This is a genomic window from Bacillus sp. BS98, assembly GCF_008432245.1.
Lineage (GTDB): Bacteria > Bacillota > Bacilli > Bacillales > Bacillaceae_G > Bacillus_A > Bacillus_A toyonensis.
In genome coordinates, this window is record NZ_CP043830.1 from 2,052,303 (window position 1) to 2,069,434 (window position 17,132).

18 protein-coding genes and 2 pseudogenes are annotated in these 17,132 nt (G+C 33.1%); 13 read left to right on the top strand and 7 right to left on the bottom strand.

Annotated features, from left to right (window positions below):
• Window positions 1–322 precede the first annotated feature (322 nt).
• From F0362_RS10745 to F0362_RS10755, 3 genes are all read right to left on the bottom strand, one after another.
• The gene (locus tag F0362_RS10745; RefSeq protein ID WP_000101563.1) at window positions 323–661 is read right to left on the bottom strand and encodes a hypothetical protein; all 339 of its coding nucleotides are present in this window, start codon (window positions 659–661) and stop codon (window positions 323–325) included.
• Window positions 662–993: 332 nt separating this feature from the next.
• Complete coding sequence (locus F0362_RS10750; protein ID WP_000909242.1) at window positions 994–1,782, bottom strand: sulfotransferase family 2 domain-containing protein; 789 nt, start codon at window positions 1,780–1,782, stop codon at window positions 994–996.
• Window positions 1,783–1,944: 162 nt separating this feature from the next.
• A complete protein-coding gene (locus tag F0362_RS10755) occupies window positions 1,945–2,730 on the bottom strand; it encodes a glycosyltransferase family 2 protein (protein WP_001098389.1) in 786 nt (261 codons plus the stop codon).
• Between the two features lie 431 nt (window positions 2,731–3,161).
• On the opposite strand from F0362_RS10755, the gene F0362_RS10760 reads away from it, so the two are divergent.
• The 6 genes and pseudogenes from F0362_RS10760 (at window position 3,162) to F0362_RS10790 (ending at window position 7,649) form a co-directional block, all read left to right on the top strand.
• Entirely contained in the window at window positions 3,162–3,476 is a 315-nt protein-coding gene (locus F0362_RS10760) for a hypothetical protein (RefSeq protein WP_000068017.1), read from the top strand.
• A pseudogene (locus F0362_RS30895) lies at window positions 3,476–4,040 on the top strand (tyrosine-type recombinase/integrase). Before F0362_RS10760 ends, F0362_RS30895 begins: the two are co-directional and overlap by 1 nt.
• A gap of 304 nt (window positions 4,041–4,344) precedes the next feature.
• A complete protein-coding gene (locus tag F0362_RS10775; protein ID WP_000706291.1) occupies window positions 4,345–4,890 on the top strand; it encodes a GNAT family N-acetyltransferase in 546 nt (181 codons plus the stop codon).
• A gap of 173 nt (window positions 4,891–5,063) precedes the next feature.
• The gene (locus tag F0362_RS10780; protein ID WP_000812398.1) at window positions 5,064–5,801 is read left to right on the top strand and encodes a class I SAM-dependent methyltransferase; all 738 of its coding nucleotides are present in this window, start codon (window positions 5,064–5,066) and stop codon (window positions 5,799–5,801) included.
• 297 nt (window positions 5,802–6,098) lie between these two features.
• Entirely contained in the window at window positions 6,099–7,052 is a 954-nt protein-coding gene (locus F0362_RS10785; protein ID WP_001209143.1) for a TIR domain-containing protein, read from the top strand.
• A gap of 387 nt (window positions 7,053–7,439) precedes the next feature.
• A complete protein-coding gene (locus F0362_RS10790) occupies window positions 7,440–7,649 on the top strand; it encodes a hypothetical protein (RefSeq protein ID WP_000356390.1) in 210 nt (69 codons plus the stop codon).
• On the opposite strand, the pseudogene F0362_RS30900 reads toward F0362_RS10790, so the two are convergent.
• Window positions 7,569–7,797, bottom strand: a pseudogene (locus F0362_RS30900) (calcium-binding protein); the annotation flags it as partial. The gene F0362_RS10790 and the pseudogene F0362_RS30900 overlap by 81 nt on opposite strands.
• Window positions 7,798–8,007: 210 nt before the next feature.
• On the opposite strand from F0362_RS30900, the gene exsG reads away from it, so the two are divergent.
• Window positions 8,008–8,160, top strand: coding sequence for an exosporium protein ExsG (exsG, locus tag F0362_RS10800; protein ID WP_000395673.1), 153 nt, complete (start codon window positions 8,008–8,010; stop codon window positions 8,158–8,160).
• 208 nt (window positions 8,161–8,368) lie between these two features.
• A complete protein-coding gene (locus F0362_RS10805; RefSeq protein WP_149889757.1) occupies window positions 8,369–8,578 on the top strand; it encodes a hypothetical protein in 210 nt (69 codons plus the stop codon).
• 144 nt (window positions 8,579–8,722) lie between these two features.
• Here F0362_RS10805 and F0362_RS10810 read toward each other — a convergent pair whose 3' ends face one another.
• A complete protein-coding gene (locus F0362_RS10810) occupies window positions 8,723–9,562 on the bottom strand; it encodes an arylamine N-acetyltransferase family protein (RefSeq protein ID WP_000988913.1) in 840 nt (279 codons plus the stop codon).
• Between the two features lie 550 nt (window positions 9,563–10,112).
• Here F0362_RS10810 and F0362_RS10815 point away from each other — a divergent pair.
• Window positions 10,113–11,714, top strand: coding sequence for an esterase/lipase family protein (locus F0362_RS10815; RefSeq protein WP_001238674.1), 1,602 nt, complete (start codon window positions 10,113–10,115; stop codon window positions 11,712–11,714).
• 107 nt (window positions 11,715–11,821) lie between these two features.
• Here F0362_RS10815 and F0362_RS30515 read toward each other — a convergent pair whose 3' ends face one another.
• Window positions 11,822–11,962 carry a hypothetical protein gene (locus F0362_RS30515; RefSeq protein ID WP_162533026.1) on the bottom strand — a complete coding sequence of 47 codons (141 nt, stop codon included), beginning with the start codon at window positions 11,960–11,962 and terminating at the stop codon, window positions 11,822–11,824.
• A gap of 511 nt (window positions 11,963–12,473) precedes the next feature.
• Between F0362_RS30515 and F0362_RS10820 the strand changes: the two genes are divergently transcribed.
• Window positions 12,474–12,749, top strand: a complete 276-nt coding sequence (locus tag F0362_RS10820) for a stage V sporulation protein S (RefSeq protein WP_000427795.1) — start codon at window positions 12,474–12,476, stop codon at window positions 12,747–12,749.
• 187 nt (window positions 12,750–12,936) lie between these two features.
• Here the strand turns inward: F0362_RS10820 and F0362_RS10825 are convergent, their stop codons facing one another.
• A complete protein-coding gene (locus F0362_RS10825; protein WP_000499664.1) occupies window positions 12,937–13,665 on the bottom strand; it encodes a hypothetical protein in 729 nt (242 codons plus the stop codon).
• Window positions 13,666–13,774: 109 nt separating this feature from the next.
• Between F0362_RS10825 and F0362_RS10830 the strand changes: the two genes are divergently transcribed.
• The 3 genes from F0362_RS10830 to F0362_RS10840 all read left to right on the top strand — a co-directional run bounded on the left by F0362_RS10830 (window position 13,775) and on the right by F0362_RS10840 (window position 17,121).
• Entirely contained in the window at window positions 13,775–14,422 is a 648-nt protein-coding gene (locus F0362_RS10830; RefSeq protein ID WP_053446429.1) for an HD domain-containing protein, read from the top strand.
• On the top strand, window positions 14,419–16,314 hold the full coding sequence (locus tag F0362_RS10835) for an ABC-F family ATP-binding cassette domain-containing protein (protein WP_000783187.1): 1,896 nt from the start codon (window positions 14,419–14,421) through the stop codon (window positions 16,312–16,314). Before F0362_RS10830 ends, F0362_RS10835 begins: the two co-directional genes overlap by 4 nt.
• Window positions 16,315–16,389: 75 nt before the next feature.
• A complete protein-coding gene (locus F0362_RS10840) occupies window positions 16,390–17,121 on the top strand; it encodes a Bax inhibitor-1/YccA family protein (protein ID WP_001260657.1) in 732 nt (243 codons plus the stop codon).
• Window positions 17,122–17,132: the final 11 nt, after the last annotated feature.

Below are 17,132 nucleotides of genomic sequence, written 5' to 3' on the forward strand. Positions count from 1 at the left end.
AGCGTTATCACTGAAATAAAAAAGCCCTGCACACAGGGCATCTAAAAAGATACCTTAGCAATAATAACGATTTTGGGGACGTATTAGCTAAGGTATCTGGATGGATGGTTGCATACTAAGTATGCAGTCAAGAGCATTGTTGAATGTATTGGGTTATTCAACAAATTAAGAATAACACGAAGTTTCTGTTAATTCATCTGGTAAATTTGTCTAAAAAAATGCCTTTATAAAAGTTTTTCACCTAAGAAATGGATGCGTGGATCTTAACAAAAGCGTTATTTTAGCTAAAAGAGCATCTAACATAAGTTAAATACTCTTTGACTTAAAATAAATCTTCAGATGTATCTCTAATTGAATAGTTCTCACTAAAATTTACAATAGCAGAAATCTTTTGTTTTTTATCGTCAGCAACATGTCCGAATAGGTAAATCTCATGTGTTCTATATTCTTCCGGAGGCTCAACTTTTTTTATTACAATATCAAGAGTCTTCTCTTTTTTAAAGTAACCAATTGTAACTAGTTCAGCAGTTTTTTTTACTGTGGGCCATTCTTCACTGTATTCTTTTGGAATGGATTGAGCCGATACAAAATGTATAAATATAATCGGAATAGTTAGAAAAAACATACTTACAATTACGTAGCGTAATAATTTTCTTGCCATCAAGTGTCACACCTACCAATAATGTTTTATTTAATCAATCTAACAGTCTGTTATATTAAACCAGAATTAACCAATTAACTATCTATTTAGGTGACAATAGTATTACGAATTTGTAAGGTTTATTAAAAAAGAGCTTAATAGAAAGTCGAACAAAATAGTTATTTTGGAGGGGGACTCAATAGAAATCTTTTGAAAATTGAAATTCATTAAAAAGAGCACTATTAGAATAGTGCCCAACTTCAATTTGCAGGAGTATTATGAGGAAACTTAAGTAGGTGGCTTAAGTTTCTCTGTAATAATTATGAATTTATGATAAGGAAAATGTTTATATTTTAAAGTAATGTTGAGGGATATTTGTAAGTAGTGAAATCTTCTTTGAAGATATCTTCAACTAATTGAATCGTTTCTTCATCATAAAAACTATCATAGGTCGGATGCCTTGGGAATAAGGGATCTGTAATATCACCATCTGCATAGTTACCTTTGTAATTTGCTAGATTACTTTGGTGATGCCACGAGTTTATTAATCCGTTTAATGGAGATTTTTTTAAACAATGTTTGTCTTCTAAGATAGACAGATGGGTAGAGAATTTTTCAAGGTAAATGTAATTTGTAACGAACTCTTCTTCTCCTTGTATATATTGAGGTGTGAAGTGTGGGTTTACACCTTCAAAATTTGGTGCATGCGCTTTTAAATAATATAAATACAGTTTAAAGGAAATCTTTTTATTGCAAGATTCATCACCATAAAGATAACGACGGATTGGCTTCCACTCAGTGGATTCGTAATATGGCGCTGGTATAAGAGAAATAAAGGAACTTACAGCTCTTTTGAAAGGGTTTCTTACCAATTTATACGTGTCTTTTTCTTTTGCTTGTAATGCGTTGGCTAAATCAGTGAAATATGGTATGGAATTTTTATAAATTTCAAATTCATAGTTATGAACAAATGGGCTATATTTTACAACTTCTTTAAACAAATTAATGTGATAAAAGAACCAATATGCGAGTGAAGTGCAGCCGCTTTTTTGGCTCCAAAATAAGATTAAAGGGAAATCTTTGTGAAAGTGAGGGGGACGCCCATACTTGGCTATAAAATCATAAATATTTGTGATAAGCATATTTAACCTCCATTCACTTTGTATACTTTTCTTAGTGTATTGAGGGAATACTGAATATATGAAAATAAGCCATGAAAATGTCTGAATAATTTAAGAGAAATAACTTTTCATAAAAGCGTTATTTGAATAATTATGGATTGTGTTGATTTATAGATACAATAATTAATTTGGAAAACATAAATCTGGAAATAACAATTGATATTCTGGCATTAATCGAAGATCGCTAGTTAAGTTTGCATAGTGTAGATAATTTTCTTCTAATTTAGCTAGTGTTACAAGATGATGAGTACCCAAACCATTCTGGGCGCTATGTTTAGAAAGAGTAGGACCAATCTGTAGTTTCCGGTCCTTCATAGCGTTGTTCCATGGACTGTAAAAGAACTTTAAAATGAAAGCAGGATACTTGTAAATAGTAAACGAATAGAACGAGTTATGTCTTCCTACTGAATAGTTACCATGCGAATAATTATGAATTAATCTACCGCCGTTATAAATGGTAAGAGGACTAGGCTGAATTACTATTCCATGAAAACGTTGTTTGACAAGTGGAATTCCATATCTCGGTTTAGTGTAGGCATGCATAGGGTCATCTACCATTAAAATAGTTCTAATGGAATACATCTTTCTTTTTAATTTAGTAAGTGATGAAAAAAACTCTTCTTTATTAGAACAGCAAAGAAATTCAGTGGTATTTAACACCATTTTCCAGCCCGTAATTTCTTTTTCTATGTTCATTACTTCTTGATCAACTAATACGGCATCAAACTCTAATACTTTTGAATCACGGATTTCCCAATGAGGTGCAAATAATTTGCATATTTCAACCGAACGATCAGTAGACCCACGATTAATAAGAATACCATGATCAAATAATTTTGTATGGTGCATTAACCACCACGGAAGCAGATACTCTTCGTTATAAAAATGAGAAATTAAAGTTGTATTCATAAAGAGTCCTCCTTTCAAAATTTTGTGGAATATATCCTTGTCTAGTATGATATGCTACTTGATCTAAAAAGTTTTCTTTAAAAATTATAATGGATGTTGAGATTTAAAAACACTCAATGAAAGAATATAGCCCACCATGTTCTGAATAATGCAATCCAACCAATCTAAGTAATATGTATTCCAAAATTTTCATAATTACTCCTTTTAGATATAAAGTGCTCAATGAAGATGGATTTTATAAATTTGTTACAAAATAATCTTTTTCTAATAAGAAAATCACTAAAATATGAGAAAATGATATAACAATATCTATAAATATAGTCCTACTGGAAGAATCAGCGGACATCGAACTATAAGAGCATTAGTAATATTGCTCTATAGTTTGGTTTCCGCTTTTTTATTAACAAAATGTATAAGGGGTGTTTTTATATATGGCGCAATTAACTTTCTTACCTAAAATTGATCGCAAAGCAACGCAGGTTCGTTTAGAAGAGATTCTTGAAAATGTTCGTATTTATAGACAATTTGGGATGATTAGAAATGAGATGAAGGTTACAGCATCTAGCGAGGTAAGATATCATGGTCCAACAAATATGGTAGGGAAGCCAGCAGAAGATATTGCTTTAGCAAATGTTGGTATGAGTGAGCGTACGTATAGACGAAATAGATCTAGTGCTTTTTATAAATTAGCTGTTGCTCTTAGATTAGAAGTATATGAGACTGAAGAAACTGGAGGTAATGAATAATGAATTTTGTTCAGCAGATACGTGATCCAGAAGAAATACAGCAGCTAAAAGAGTATTTTAAGGAGAAGTGTGCACGAAATTAAATTTTATTCATTATGGGAATCAATACAGGCTTGAGAATCTCTGACATTTTAAAATTGAAGGTAGAAGATGTAAAAACGAGTCATATCTCTATGAGGGAAAAGAAAACAGGAAAACAAAAACGTATTCAAAATACTGCAGCATTAAAAAGAGAACTGAAATGGTTTATAGAAGAAAGAGAAGATCATGAATACCTATTACAAAGTAGACAATGAAAGAATCGTCCTATCGGTCGTAGTATGGAATATAAGATATTAAGTATAGCCGCAGCAGAGTTTAGTTTAGATGAAATAGAACGCATACGCTAAGAAAGACGTACGGGTACCATATGTACATGCAAACGAAAAACATAGCACATTAATCATGGAGATATTCAGTCACTCTTCAGAGAAGGTCATGTTACGTTATATAGGTGTAAATCAAGATGCAATAGATAAAGCAATGACTAGGTTTGAAATCGAATCATTGCTTTTTTCTTTTTAAATCTAGGGGTACCGTCACCGTTTTTGAAAACCCCCATGCTAAGAGCATACAAAAATTTATACAGTTTTTGGATAATTCAGTAACAAAAGAGAACCCGAAAACCTGCGTCAGGATAGGAATGTATAAAATAATGCATAAATCTGTAGAACAAAAAAAGGAAATTCCTTTGTCAGAGGATGGGCCCACCTTTCCTTGTTATCGATAATGAGACGTCATGTTAGCTTAACATGAATATAATATAAAAAAGGAATTTATAAGATTTGACGAGAATAAAATTGTATTAAAAGGATATCGGAGGTTTTTTATGAAAATCGTAGGACAGCAAATATATCTTCGACTTTACAAAATTTCTGACGCGAGCGAGTTAGCTAACTTACACACTAGAAATCGCGAATTTTTTCAACGAGTTTGTCCATTACTCCCAGAAGTCTTTTATACAGAAAAACATCAAAAAATGCGCATTGAACGAGCATTAAAAAAGAAAGCTGAAGATCAAGTTTACGCTTTTGGAATCTTTTTAAAAGCAACTGATAAACTTATCGGAGACATTTCATTAACTCAAATTGCTAGGGATCCCGCCCAAAGCTGTTATACGGGATTTACCTTAGATAGGGAGCATAATTCAAGGGGCTATACAACAGAGGCTCTTCGACTTGTTGTAGACTTTGCATTTAGAGAATTAAAACTACATAGAATTGAAGCAGGAGCTATGCCTAGCAATATAGCATCTATTCGTGTATTAGAAAAAGTAGGATTTAAAAAAGAAGGTATAGCTAAAGAAAATGTAAAGATTAATGGCAAATGGACAGATCATCAAATATTAGCTATCATCAACAGCCTGGATGTATAAGCACATTTCACTTCCGATAATGAGACGTTATGTCAACCTAACATGTATAGGATATACACTGTTCCTTATTCAACTAAATGGCAGGTTAGTTGAAGTGTATTTTGGTTAATATAGGAATTTTTGGATGCCCCCTAGAATATAAAAAATATAGATTGTATTATAGGAGGTATATAATGAAACAAAACATTTATGATAATCCGTTTTTCTTTAAAAATTATAAGTCATTACGTGAAAATGGATTTACCTTTAATGATTTTGTTGAACAGCCAGCAATTAAATCTATAATTGCTAATCTTACAGATAAGTCTGTATTAGATTTGGGATGTGGAACTGGTCATTTTTCTATGTACTGTGTAGAAAATGGTGCCTCGAAAGTTATAGGAGTGGACATCTCAAGAAATATGATTGAACAAGCTGAAATGTATAACAAAAACGAAAAAATAGATTATATGTGTGTACCAATAGAAGAACTTAATTTGCCAAATCAAAAATTCGACTTAATAACAAGTTCTTTAGTTATACATTACATAGAAGATTACTCACATCTAATTAAGAAAATAAGAGATCTGTTAAAAAATGATGGTGAATTTATCTTTTCAACAGAACATCCAATAGTAACAGCTCGAAAGGAAATGAATAATTGGTTTAAGGATAATAATGGAAACAGATTGCATTGGGCATTAGATAATTATCAAGAAGAAGGAAAAAGAGAGGAACATTGGTGGATAGATGGTGTTGTTAAATATCACAGAACAATTTCAACATTAATTAATACTCTTATAGACAACGGTTTTGTAATTGAGAAAATTATTGAGCCAGAGTCAACTCCAACAGGATTAGAAAAAATGCCAGAATTAATAAATGAAAAACGGAGACCATCTTCTATTATCATTAAATCAAGAAAATATTGAGATTCAACCCTCGTTGATTAACTTCCACTTTCGAGAATTATGTAAATAAGCTGTCCATATGGGCAGCTTTATTTTATGTTCCCGCATAGCGTAGGTTATTTTGAAAAATGCTGGTGGTATCCCTCCCTATACAGCTACTCATAATTTTTGTACTGTGTAACTCAAAAGAGAAAGTTAAATAAAATTAATGATAGCAAGGGATTCAGTGATAGGATCAGTTACACACAATATAAGATAAGGGTAAGTCAATTATTTATATGTTAATATTATGCTATAAACAAGAAAGTGGTGGTTGTGATGAGGGAAAGATGTCCGGTTTGTCAAAACTCTATTGAGGAACCCCAATTAGTAGGAGTGGGAGGGGGACGTGCAGAGCAATATAAATGTGAGAATTGTGGCACATTTTCCATGATTGAAGAAGCGAGAATCGAATTAAATGTAGAGCAGAAGAGAAAACTTTCTGCAATTTTAAGAAAGAGAAACATTAGAGGGATGGGAAAAATAATGATTTTTCTTAATCGACCAGATGAAAATCTTTCAGAATTTCCGTATCCTATTTATCTTTTAGCGGATCTATTAAGTGAATATCCAGATAGTGCTTCTGATAGATTGGATGAGTCATTAATAAACTTAGCTAAATTGTCAAAATTTCCAGGTGACCCATTATATATTCGTGAATCAGATAAATCTCTATTTTTTGTACAGAGTGTTCATTTGTTGGAAATGAAATATATAGCGAACCAATTATTTCAGGACGAATTAATTGAGATATCTAAGCTATCTGCAGCAGATTTTCCTGCACATATTACAGTTACAGCAAAAGGGTGGAATCGTATTGCAGAATTAGAAAAGGGAAGAGAAGCGGATACTAAGCAGGTGTTTGTCGCTATGTCATTTAGTCCAAAAATGGATAGTCTATATCAGAATGCAATTGCAACGGCTGTAAAAGAAGCAGGTTATGAGCCTATTCGAATTGATAAAGTGGAACACAATAACAAAATTGATGATGAGATTATAGTTAAAATAAGACAAAGTAAATTTATAATTGCAGATTTTACTGAACATAGAGGTGACGTCTATTTTGAAGCCGGCTATGCAATGGGACTTGGTAAACCTGTAATATGGACTTGCAGGGAAAATGACTTAGCAAATCTGCATTTTGATACTAGACAATATAGCCATATTGTTTGGAAAGATGAGAGGGAATTAAAAGATTCATTACTTAATAGAATAAGAGCTACAATCAATTAAAGAAAGGTGGCAGATTCGTGATCGCTTTTTTGCAGTAAATGTGCCGGTCGTTTTGGAGTTAACGTGATATATTTGTATTGTGAGAAGTGGACGAAAACATTGCTCATAAAATTCCTCTGAAAATGGATCTTCATAACTGGTGGTGATGGTTGCAGGCTGGATGAATGGTTGTTCTTCATTTCACATTCAATTGCAATTTACGTTGTATAAACGGAGAAGGGGTTTTGCTCTTCTTTTAGTTACTTAATATTGCTGAAACAGATAAATGTAAATAAGATTAGGTGATTGGAAGAAGAATAAAACTTCATTTACCATAATTGAAATGCAAATGTAATACTTAATGAAAAAGCATCCATTCGGGTGCTTTTTATTTTGGAGGGATGAAGGATGGATAAAGCCAAATTAACTAAACCAGCACAAGCGGTTATAATTGGTACATTCATTTCAATGTTAGGACGGGATCTTGTAAATGAACGTATCGATAAAAAGAAATTAGAAAGTGTTATTCCAATCTTTAATGAGTTGGAAGATATACAACGCCAAAGTAAAAAATTCGATAACTGGGTGTTCAGATTTTGTTGTACCGGTCATTATTAATACAATAGAAATAATAAAAAAGATAACGGTAGGACGACCATATTGTTTTGCTTTTCCATTTTTCTTAAAGAATGAAAAGGATACATAAGATTAAAAGATTAAAAGCAAATAGAAATAATACGCCACCAATATTACTCAAAATAGCCATTTTCATACTTCCATTTGCAAGATTTTCTCTATTGATTATATAGGAACTTATTGGATAATACACGTTTTATATTCATTTCGAAAATTAATATTTTTAATAGATATATATAAACAATTAATGTGTATATAAAGAAAAATAGATATATTTCCTATTACTTTTTTAAAGAAATTTCATAAATTAAAGTATATCGATTGAAAGGAGGAGATTTGAATGGAATTTCAATTGTTAGTGAATTGTATATTACAAGAAGGTAATGCGTACTTTTTAGTAACGAAGGTAGACGATGTAATTACGTTAAAAGTACCGATTACAGCAGGAGTAGCAGCATTATTTTTAGCTTTTGGTGTACCAAGATGTTCTTAATTTAAATCTCTATAGTAGAAAGAGGAGGACAAGCCTCCTCTTTCTACTATTACATAATTATTTTATGTAAACTATAATGGTGTTTTATATTAGCACGTTTAAAATGGACATGCATATACTATAATGTTTCATTGGCGTTTGTGATGAACGATAGTTTTGATAAGTGATATTCTTTTAAGTTATGAAAATAAAAGAGGTGCTATTATATATGGAAAGAAGAACATTAGATATTCCAGTTTCATTGCGAAGAGAGTGGTTTTTAATAGAGTTAGCTCATTTAACGAAAAAATATGGAATTGAAATTGCAACTAGCAAAATGGAAGCCGCACCGTTTTTAAGGGATCAAGTTACGGAATCAAAAATAGGAGCAGGGCTACAATACGATAAATATGATGATGAGTATATAATTGAAATGTAAGTAATACATGGCACAAAAAGAAATGCTTAATAATACTAGTCTTTTAAAAGAGTAACACTGATAAGGAATTACGCTATAAAAAATTATAAAATAAAGCAGATTCTATATATAGAATCTGCTTTATTATGAAATATTTTTAATCAACTAGCCTCTTTCTAATATTTTTCCTACATATTTCTCTTGAGTGATTCCAAAAGATTCACGAAGAATGCGAGCATATTCTTTAGAACCTATTGGTCGTTTATTTTTTGTGCCTTTAAAGGTTTCTGTATAATTTTTTTTCGTTAATGATATGTGACCATAATCAGTTAATTTACAAGTGATAGCCCCTTTATTAAAAGGCGATTCGTTATGCTCTACAATTACTTTTTGAATGTTATTCACTTTTTTCTCATCTATTGGATCTATAGTGAAAGCATAGCCTATTTTCCATTCGGTTGAAGGTTCAGATTGTAAGAAACTTGTAGATTCGCCGTTTGCGCCTTTTCGCATTTCTAAAATATGTGTACCTTTTCGGGTATTTCGTTTGTAAATTCGATATTCTCCCGTTTGAGAAGATATGATTTCGCCATTAAAAGGGACTGGATGTAAAGGGAGATGAGATGCAAAACCTGCATCCACAATATAATCTGTATGATCATGACTTAAAATGATAATGACATGACCATCATCAGGTTTCCATTTATTATCGTAAAGATCGTATACAGTACCAGCTACTTTGTATACTTGAAACCCACAATCAATTAAAAAGTAATACAATAAGGAATTTAATTCATAACAAAGACCGCCTCTTTTTTGAATAAGTAACTTTTCTACTAAGTTATTTTTTGAAATGTTTTTAATAGTACCAGCCATAATATCAAGATTCTCATAGGGGAAAATCATTCCCATTTTTAAGAGGACTTCATCTAAATCATCAAATGTTAGTTCTTTTGCGGGAATTTTTAATCGTTTAAAAAACTCCTTTTGTAAATTGGTCATCATAAAGCATTCTCCTTTCTTTTTACAGAATTTTCTTCTGCTTACCGATAGGTTAGTACTTCTAAAAACTTAATTCAAGTCTGCGAAAATTATCATAATATATGTTTCTGGAAATATGATTTTATATTTTGAAATTTCAGTTAAATATTTAGTCATAAGAAAGTCTTACAATACAAGCTCCTTTTAAATTCGTTTGTATGTAATGAAAAGAAAATACATATCTTCATTATGTTTTTAAATAACTAATTAGTAATAAAATGTTTTTTTAATAAAATTTTTTCAAGATTTGTATGCTTTATATAAACAATCATGATTTGAAAAACATCTTGATGTAGTGAAGTTAACAATTATTGAGAAATTTTTTTGTCGTGTTTACTCAAAAGGAAGAGATGGAAACGAAGAGAATAACGTGAGTTAAGGAAGAGGGTGTACGAGTAATCACCTGAATATAGGGCTAACATCTTTTTCAAATAAAAAGATTAGCTATTATTAAGGGAGAAAATATAAATTATTACAAAGAGCACCTTCTTTCAAAAAAAGTGGGGGGAGTAACATGCGATTAATGAGAAGATGTGTTGCGTTACTAATTATATTTTTTATCATGGCTCCATCGATTAGCACAAATGTAAGGGCAGAAGTTGTAAAAGAGCTTGGAAAGGGGTTTCCTGATACAGAAGTATTTACACCTGGCGATTGGTTTTTAGGACAAAAACCAACTAATTATGATGAGAATAAGCCTCCAATTCTCTTTGTACAAGGCAGAAATGGTAATGCGGATAGTTGGTATGGAAAGACTGTATATCACGATATAAATGATATGTATGACTATGCTTTGAAAGCGGGATATCAAACGGTATTTATTCAATTATATGATGCGGCAGGGAAAGGATCGGCTAGTCAGTGGGACAACGGAAAATTGTTAGCACAAAAACTGGAAGAAATATATAATCATTTCGGTAAAAAGGTTACTATTGTAGCGCATAGTAAAGGTGGTATAGATACACAAGCGGCATTAGTTGGATATGGTGCGAATCGATTTGTTGGGAATGTTATTACACTTGCGACACCACATCACGGCTCAAATTTAGCGGATTTATCATATAGTTGGTGGGCAGGTTGGCTTGCTTCTATATTAGGTCAAAAAGATGATGGTACGTACGCGTTACAGATAGGGGAAATGGCAAAATTTCGCTCAACGATAGATAATAATCCAGCAGTTAAATTAAACCGTTACTATACGGCTACTGGGACTAGCTGGGGACCAGTATTTTCTGCGTTATCTATGGGCGGATTATATTTGTCATCGTACGGCTCGAATGATGGATTAGTAAATGAATGGAGTGCTAAGCTACCATATGGCACACATTTATTTACAGATTCCAAATTTGATCATGACAATATACGAAAAGGATCAGCTGTTTTCGCACGAATTGAACCATATTTACGTACTGCAAATGTAGGCGTGCCACCTTTAGTAGCACCAAGTAATAGTTCAGAAGAAAATATAGAGCAATTAAATACAACTTCTAATCAAAATATTTTAGGGGGAGAATTGCCACAAAGTCAGTGGATAGAGCAAGCTGTGGCGGTTGATAAAAAGGCAGAAGGAATGGTTTCTGTATTAACAGCTGCTTCTGATGTAGAAATACAACTAATATCTCCAAAAGGAAAAGTGTATACAAATAAAGATAGTACGATAACTACTGGTGAAGGTGAATCTTTCTTTAATGGGGCAACAATTAGTACATTTAAATTTGACAAAATGGACGTAGGAGAATGGAGAGTTAAAATGATGGCGAAGCAGTCGAAAGATGCATACTTAATTGTAAGCGATCACAAAAGTGGCGCGCCATTCGTTCTTCAAATGCCAACAAAAGTCAAAATTAACAAATCAGAGTATAAACTGAAAAAATCACCTGCGGCACCTGAAATGAAAGGAAATCTTTCCATAACAGTAAGAGTTGTTAATAAAGAAGGGAAGCTAGTCTCTGAATTTAATGAATTACAAAATGTTAATACAAATACATTTACAGGTGCTTTGAAGGACATAAAGCAACCAGGGGTATATAACGTTACGATGGATATAAAAGGGATAAATAAAGAAGGAAAACCTTATAATCGTACGATTGTTAAGTCGGTTTATGTGGAGAAGTAAGAGTGAATAGATTTTGATATGAAAATTGCCGAAACCTTGTGTTAGAAGGGGACGGCAATTTTTTATGTTTATTAGGTTAACAGAATAATGAAATAGGGGGTTACGTTCTATAATGGGAAAGAACCACCAAAAGGAACAGTTATAAACTCAGTTTTCCAGAAAGTACCGTAAGCTGGCTTTGATGGTTTATGTGAATCGTGGCAGGAACATCTTTTATACGAGTTTGAAGAACGATAGTATGAACCCAATATATTACCTCCTGATGATTAATAAATGTAAGATACATAGTAGTATATGTAAATGAACTACTATTGGCATGTATGCCTATCCTGTATAAGGTGGTAGATTTGGAATATAAAGCACTCAAATGGTGAAATATAGTTTATTAGAATAATATGTATAACGATTTTTGAAGACGAAAAAATTAATAATTTGGTAGAAAAATGAACTGAAGTTCTAAATAAATTGAATTATTGATGAAACGCTTATTATACGAATTGCACCTGAAAAAGTAGCATTGTTATTTTTTGGTGCGATAATGTTGTCGTTTAGCGAATTGCTCCTATTTAAACGTTTGTATATTAGAGTCTTTATTCGTTACTTTTTATTTGTGCAGTTGGGCAGGAAGAAGACGAAAGGTATCGAATTCATTTACATAGGAAGCATTGTTTGCTTTTGGTGTGAATAATAGTTAAAGATACGTTGAAATATTTAAAACTGTAACGAAAGAGCTATTAAATAATAGAGGGAGCAACTTACATGGAAAATATATTAAAGGTATCTTCAAAATCAAGTCCAAATTCAGTTGCAGGTGCAATAGCAGGTGTACTAAGAGCAAATGGCAATGTGGAAATCCAAGTAATTGGGGCAGGTTCTTTAAATCAAGCAATTAAAGCAATTGCGATTGCAAGAGGATTTGTTGCTCCAAGTGGTGTTGATTTGGCTTTTGTTCCAGCATTTCAAGAGATTTCTATCAATAATCAAGAAAGAACAGCAATTAAATTAATTGTAGGTCCTAGAAAGAGAAGATCCTAATAGAGTGCCTTTATAGGATGTGATTTGAAAAGTGCGATAGAAATCGTCCTTTTCTTTTTTTATTTATATTTTAAAGTTGAATTTTTAGTAATAAGCATTAGTGTAGTTAATAAAAAGTGTCGCAAATGCTTGTATGACAGGCATTTGTGACACTTTTGTAGTTTTATATAATATAAAATGAACAACCCTAAAACTGCTCATTCTTCTCCCAAGATTCAACGATATAATGAGCAATTGTGGGGTTATATCCTTTTCCAACTAAAAACATAATCGCAGCGACTTCTGTTAAAGCGTGTTTATGTGAAGTATGTTTCGCTTCATTTAAACCATAATCTACCCAAGGTTTTACGAAATCTAATACAGGTTTCTTTAAAGGTAAAAATTGTGTACCGACAACTTGTTGAATTTGTTGTTGAGTCGGTTCTGTAATAGGCCCAGGTGGTAAAATTTGTGGTTGTGTAATATCTAAAGTCGGACCTGGTGGTAAAATTTGTGGTTGCGTTGGATCAATTGTTGGTGGTTTAGGTGGTGAGACACGTGCGTCGTAGTTGGGTTGATACATTTGTTGTTGGTATTGTGGTTGTTGTGGCTGAGTTACATACGGATTTTGTTGTTCTTGAGTTTGCGGTGCTGCATATGGATTTTGAGGATATTCATAATTTGGACGTGTGTCATATGGATTTTGTTGTTCTTGAGTTTGCGGTGCTGCATATGGATTTTGAGGATATTCATAATTTGGACGTGTGTCGTATGGATTTTGTTGTTCTTGAGCTTGCGGTGTAGCGTATGGATTTTGTTCGTATTGTTGTTCTGGCTGTTGTAATTCTTGTTCCTCATATTGTTCTGTATATCTTTGTTCCGGTTGCTGAGGGTAAAATGGTTGTTGTGGATAAGGTGGTTGATTATTATAGAACATGTTTATTCCTCCTTCATGATGATGCCTACCACCTAGTGTATGGGCGGACAAGAAAATATGTGATGAAAAAAGGCGGGCGTGTTACAATAAGAAACTGGGTGAAGATAAAATGAAAAAACAAGAAAAGATTAAAAAAACAATTACTTTTGTAAAAAATATTTTAGAAAAAGATGCGAGTGGGCATGATTGGTATCATATTGAGCGCGTACATAAACTGGCGATTTCTTTATCCGAGCAAGAAGGAGGAAATCGTTTTATAATTGAAATGGCAGCATTACTTCACGATGTGGCAGATGAAAAGTTAAATGAAAGTGAAGAAGCAGGAATGAAAAAAGTTTCTGATTGGTTAGAAGAGTTACATGTAGATGAGGAAGAAAGTAAACATATTCTTCATATCATCGCCAATATGTCTTATAAGGGTGGGCATGGCGGCGCAGTTGAGTCAGTTGAAGGGAAAATTGTTCAAGATGCAGACCGTTTAGATGCCCTTGGAGCAATTGGGATTGCACGTACTTTTGCATATGGCGGAGCGAAAGGGAGATTAATGTATGATCCAACAATTCCGCCGCGTGAAGTAATGACGAAAGAAGAGTATAGAAAAAATAACGATCCATCTTTAAATCATTTTTATGAAAAACTTTTAAAATTAAAAGACTTAATGAATACGAACGCAGCAAAACAAGAAGCTGAAGTTCGTCATTGTTATATGGAACAGTTTATAGAACAATTTATGAAAGAGTGGAATGCACAAATATGAAAATGTTAACTGTGGAGAACTTATCGAAATCATACGGAGAAAAACCGTTATTTGATGGATTATCATGTAGTATTACAGAAGGACAACGTGTCGGAATTATTGGTGTAAATGGTACTGGTAAATCAACATTATTAAAAATTATTGCAGGGTTAGAAACTCCTGATACAGGTGAAATGACGCATTCACGTGGATATACAATTAGTTATTTATCACAGCAACCAGAGTTTGATGAAAAACTAACAGTATTAGAGCAAGTGTTCCATGGTGATACACCTTTAATTCGTCTTCTTCGTGATTATGAAAAAGCACTATTAAATATTGAAAAAGATCCAAGTAATGAAAAAGTACAGGAACAATTATTTGCAGTGCAGCAACGTATGGATGCAATGAGTGCATGGGAAGCAAATGCAAATGCGAAATCTCTTCTAACGAAATTAGGAATTACAGATTTCACTGCAACTGTTGGGAATTTATCTGGTGGACAGAAAAAACGTATCGCAATGGCACAATGTTTTATTGAAACACCTGATTTATTAATTTTAGACGAGCCTACGAACCATCTTGACCATGAGACAGTTGAATGGTTAGAAGAATATTTAGCAAGATATACAGGGGCGGTATTACTTGTAACCCATGATCGTTATTTCTTAGATCGTGTGACGAATCGTATTTTTGAATTAGATAATGGTAAACTATATAGCTACGAAGGAAACTATAGTACATTTTTAGAAGCGAAAGCACTTCGTGAAGAGCAAGAATTGGCACAAGAATCCAAACGCCAAAATTTATATCGTCGTGAACTTGCTTGGATTCGCCGTGGTGCAAAAGCCCGTTCTACGAAACAAAAGGCGCGTATTCAGCGTTTTGATGAGTTAAAGGAACAAGAAGGGCCAGCTGCAAAACAGTCAGTTGATATTGCACTAAGTGGAAGTCGTTTAGGAAAGAAAGTACTTGAGTTAAAAGATGTAACGAAAAAATTTGGCGATAAGACGGTATTACATAATTTTAATCATATTGTGAAACCAGGCGATCGTATCGGAATTATTGGGGCGAATGGAAGCGGGAAATCTTCTCTATTAAATATGCTTGCAGGCAAGTTATCTCCTGATAGTGGTGAAGTTGAAGTAGGACAAACTGTAAAAGTTGCTTATTATACGCAAGAAAATGAAGAGATGAATTTAAATCAGCGTATGATTGAATACATTAAAGAGATTGCAGAAGTTATTCATACAACAGATGGAAAAGTAATTGGTGCATCTCAAATGTTAGAACGTTTCTTATTCCCGACGCATTCACATGGTACACCGCTTGGTAAACTATCTGGTGGTGAAAGAAGACGTTTATATTTATTACGTATTTTAATGGGGGAACCAAACGTACTATTACTTGATGAACCTACGAATGATCTAGATACACAAACATTAACAGTACTAGAAGATTATTTAGAAGATTTCCCAGGTGTCGTTTTAACTGTATCGCATGACCGTTACTTCTTAGATAAAGTAGTAGATGAACTGTTCATCTTTACTGGCGGAGGAGAAGTGCGTGAGTTCCTAGGTAGTTATACAGATTATTTAGAAATGGAAAAAACGAAAGAACTTATTGAGAAAGCGGAAGTTCAAAAAGAGAAAAAAGTAGTAGAAGCAGCTCCAAAACAACAACGTAAACGTAAACTTTCATACAATGAGCAGCGTGAATGGGAAACAATTGAAGATACAATTGCCGAACTAGAAGAGAAAATTGAGTCAATTGGAGAAGAACTTGCGAAAGTTGGATCTGACTTCACAAAGGCACAAGAATTATCTGAAGCACAGCAGAAAACAGAAGAAGAGCTAGAAAAAACGATGGAAAGATGGAGTGAACTATCAGATATCGTTGAAGGATTAAAATAAAAACAAGCTGCATATATTGAAAAGTAAAGAGAAAAACTTTACACTATTGGTAGAACCTATTTTAGGAGGGAAAAAATGAGAACATCTAATCCAATGTTGAAAAAAGAGGCATTTCGTAAAGAGGGAGCAAGCGCTTCTGCGATGACTATTGGCGGAACAGTAGGCAAAACGTTTATCATGCTTATCTTGCTACTTGCAACGTCTGTCTATTCATACATACAGATGATGCAGGGTACGATGAAAATGCCAGTGTTAATTGGTGCATTAGTAATTGCGGCAATCATCGCATTTGCATCTATCTTCTTCCCGCGAATGGCACCAATTGGGGCGCCAATTTATGCGGCGGTAGAAGGAGTTGTATTAGGAAGTATTTCAGCAGTTTATACAATGAAATTTGGCGATTCTATCGTTTTAAACGCTGTATTACTTACAATTTCAATTCTATTTGCAATGTTAGTTTTATATGCAACACGCGTTGTAAAGGTAACTGATAAATTCCGTACGGGTGTAATTGCAGCGACAATGGGAATTATGGTTATGTATTTAATCGTATTCTTATTAAATATGTTCGGTGTAACTGTTCCATATATTCACCAGGGCGGTACAATCGGTATTATCATTAGTGCGGTTGTTATTGTAGTTGCTGCATTAAATTTATTACTAGATTTCGATTTAATCGAAAGCGGTGCACGTAGCCAAGCTCCAAAATATATGGAATGGTACAGTGCAATGGGTCTAATGATGACTCTAGTATGGTTATACTTAGAAATTCTTCGTTTCGTTTCTTACTTTACGAAAAATGACTAATGAAAAAATCC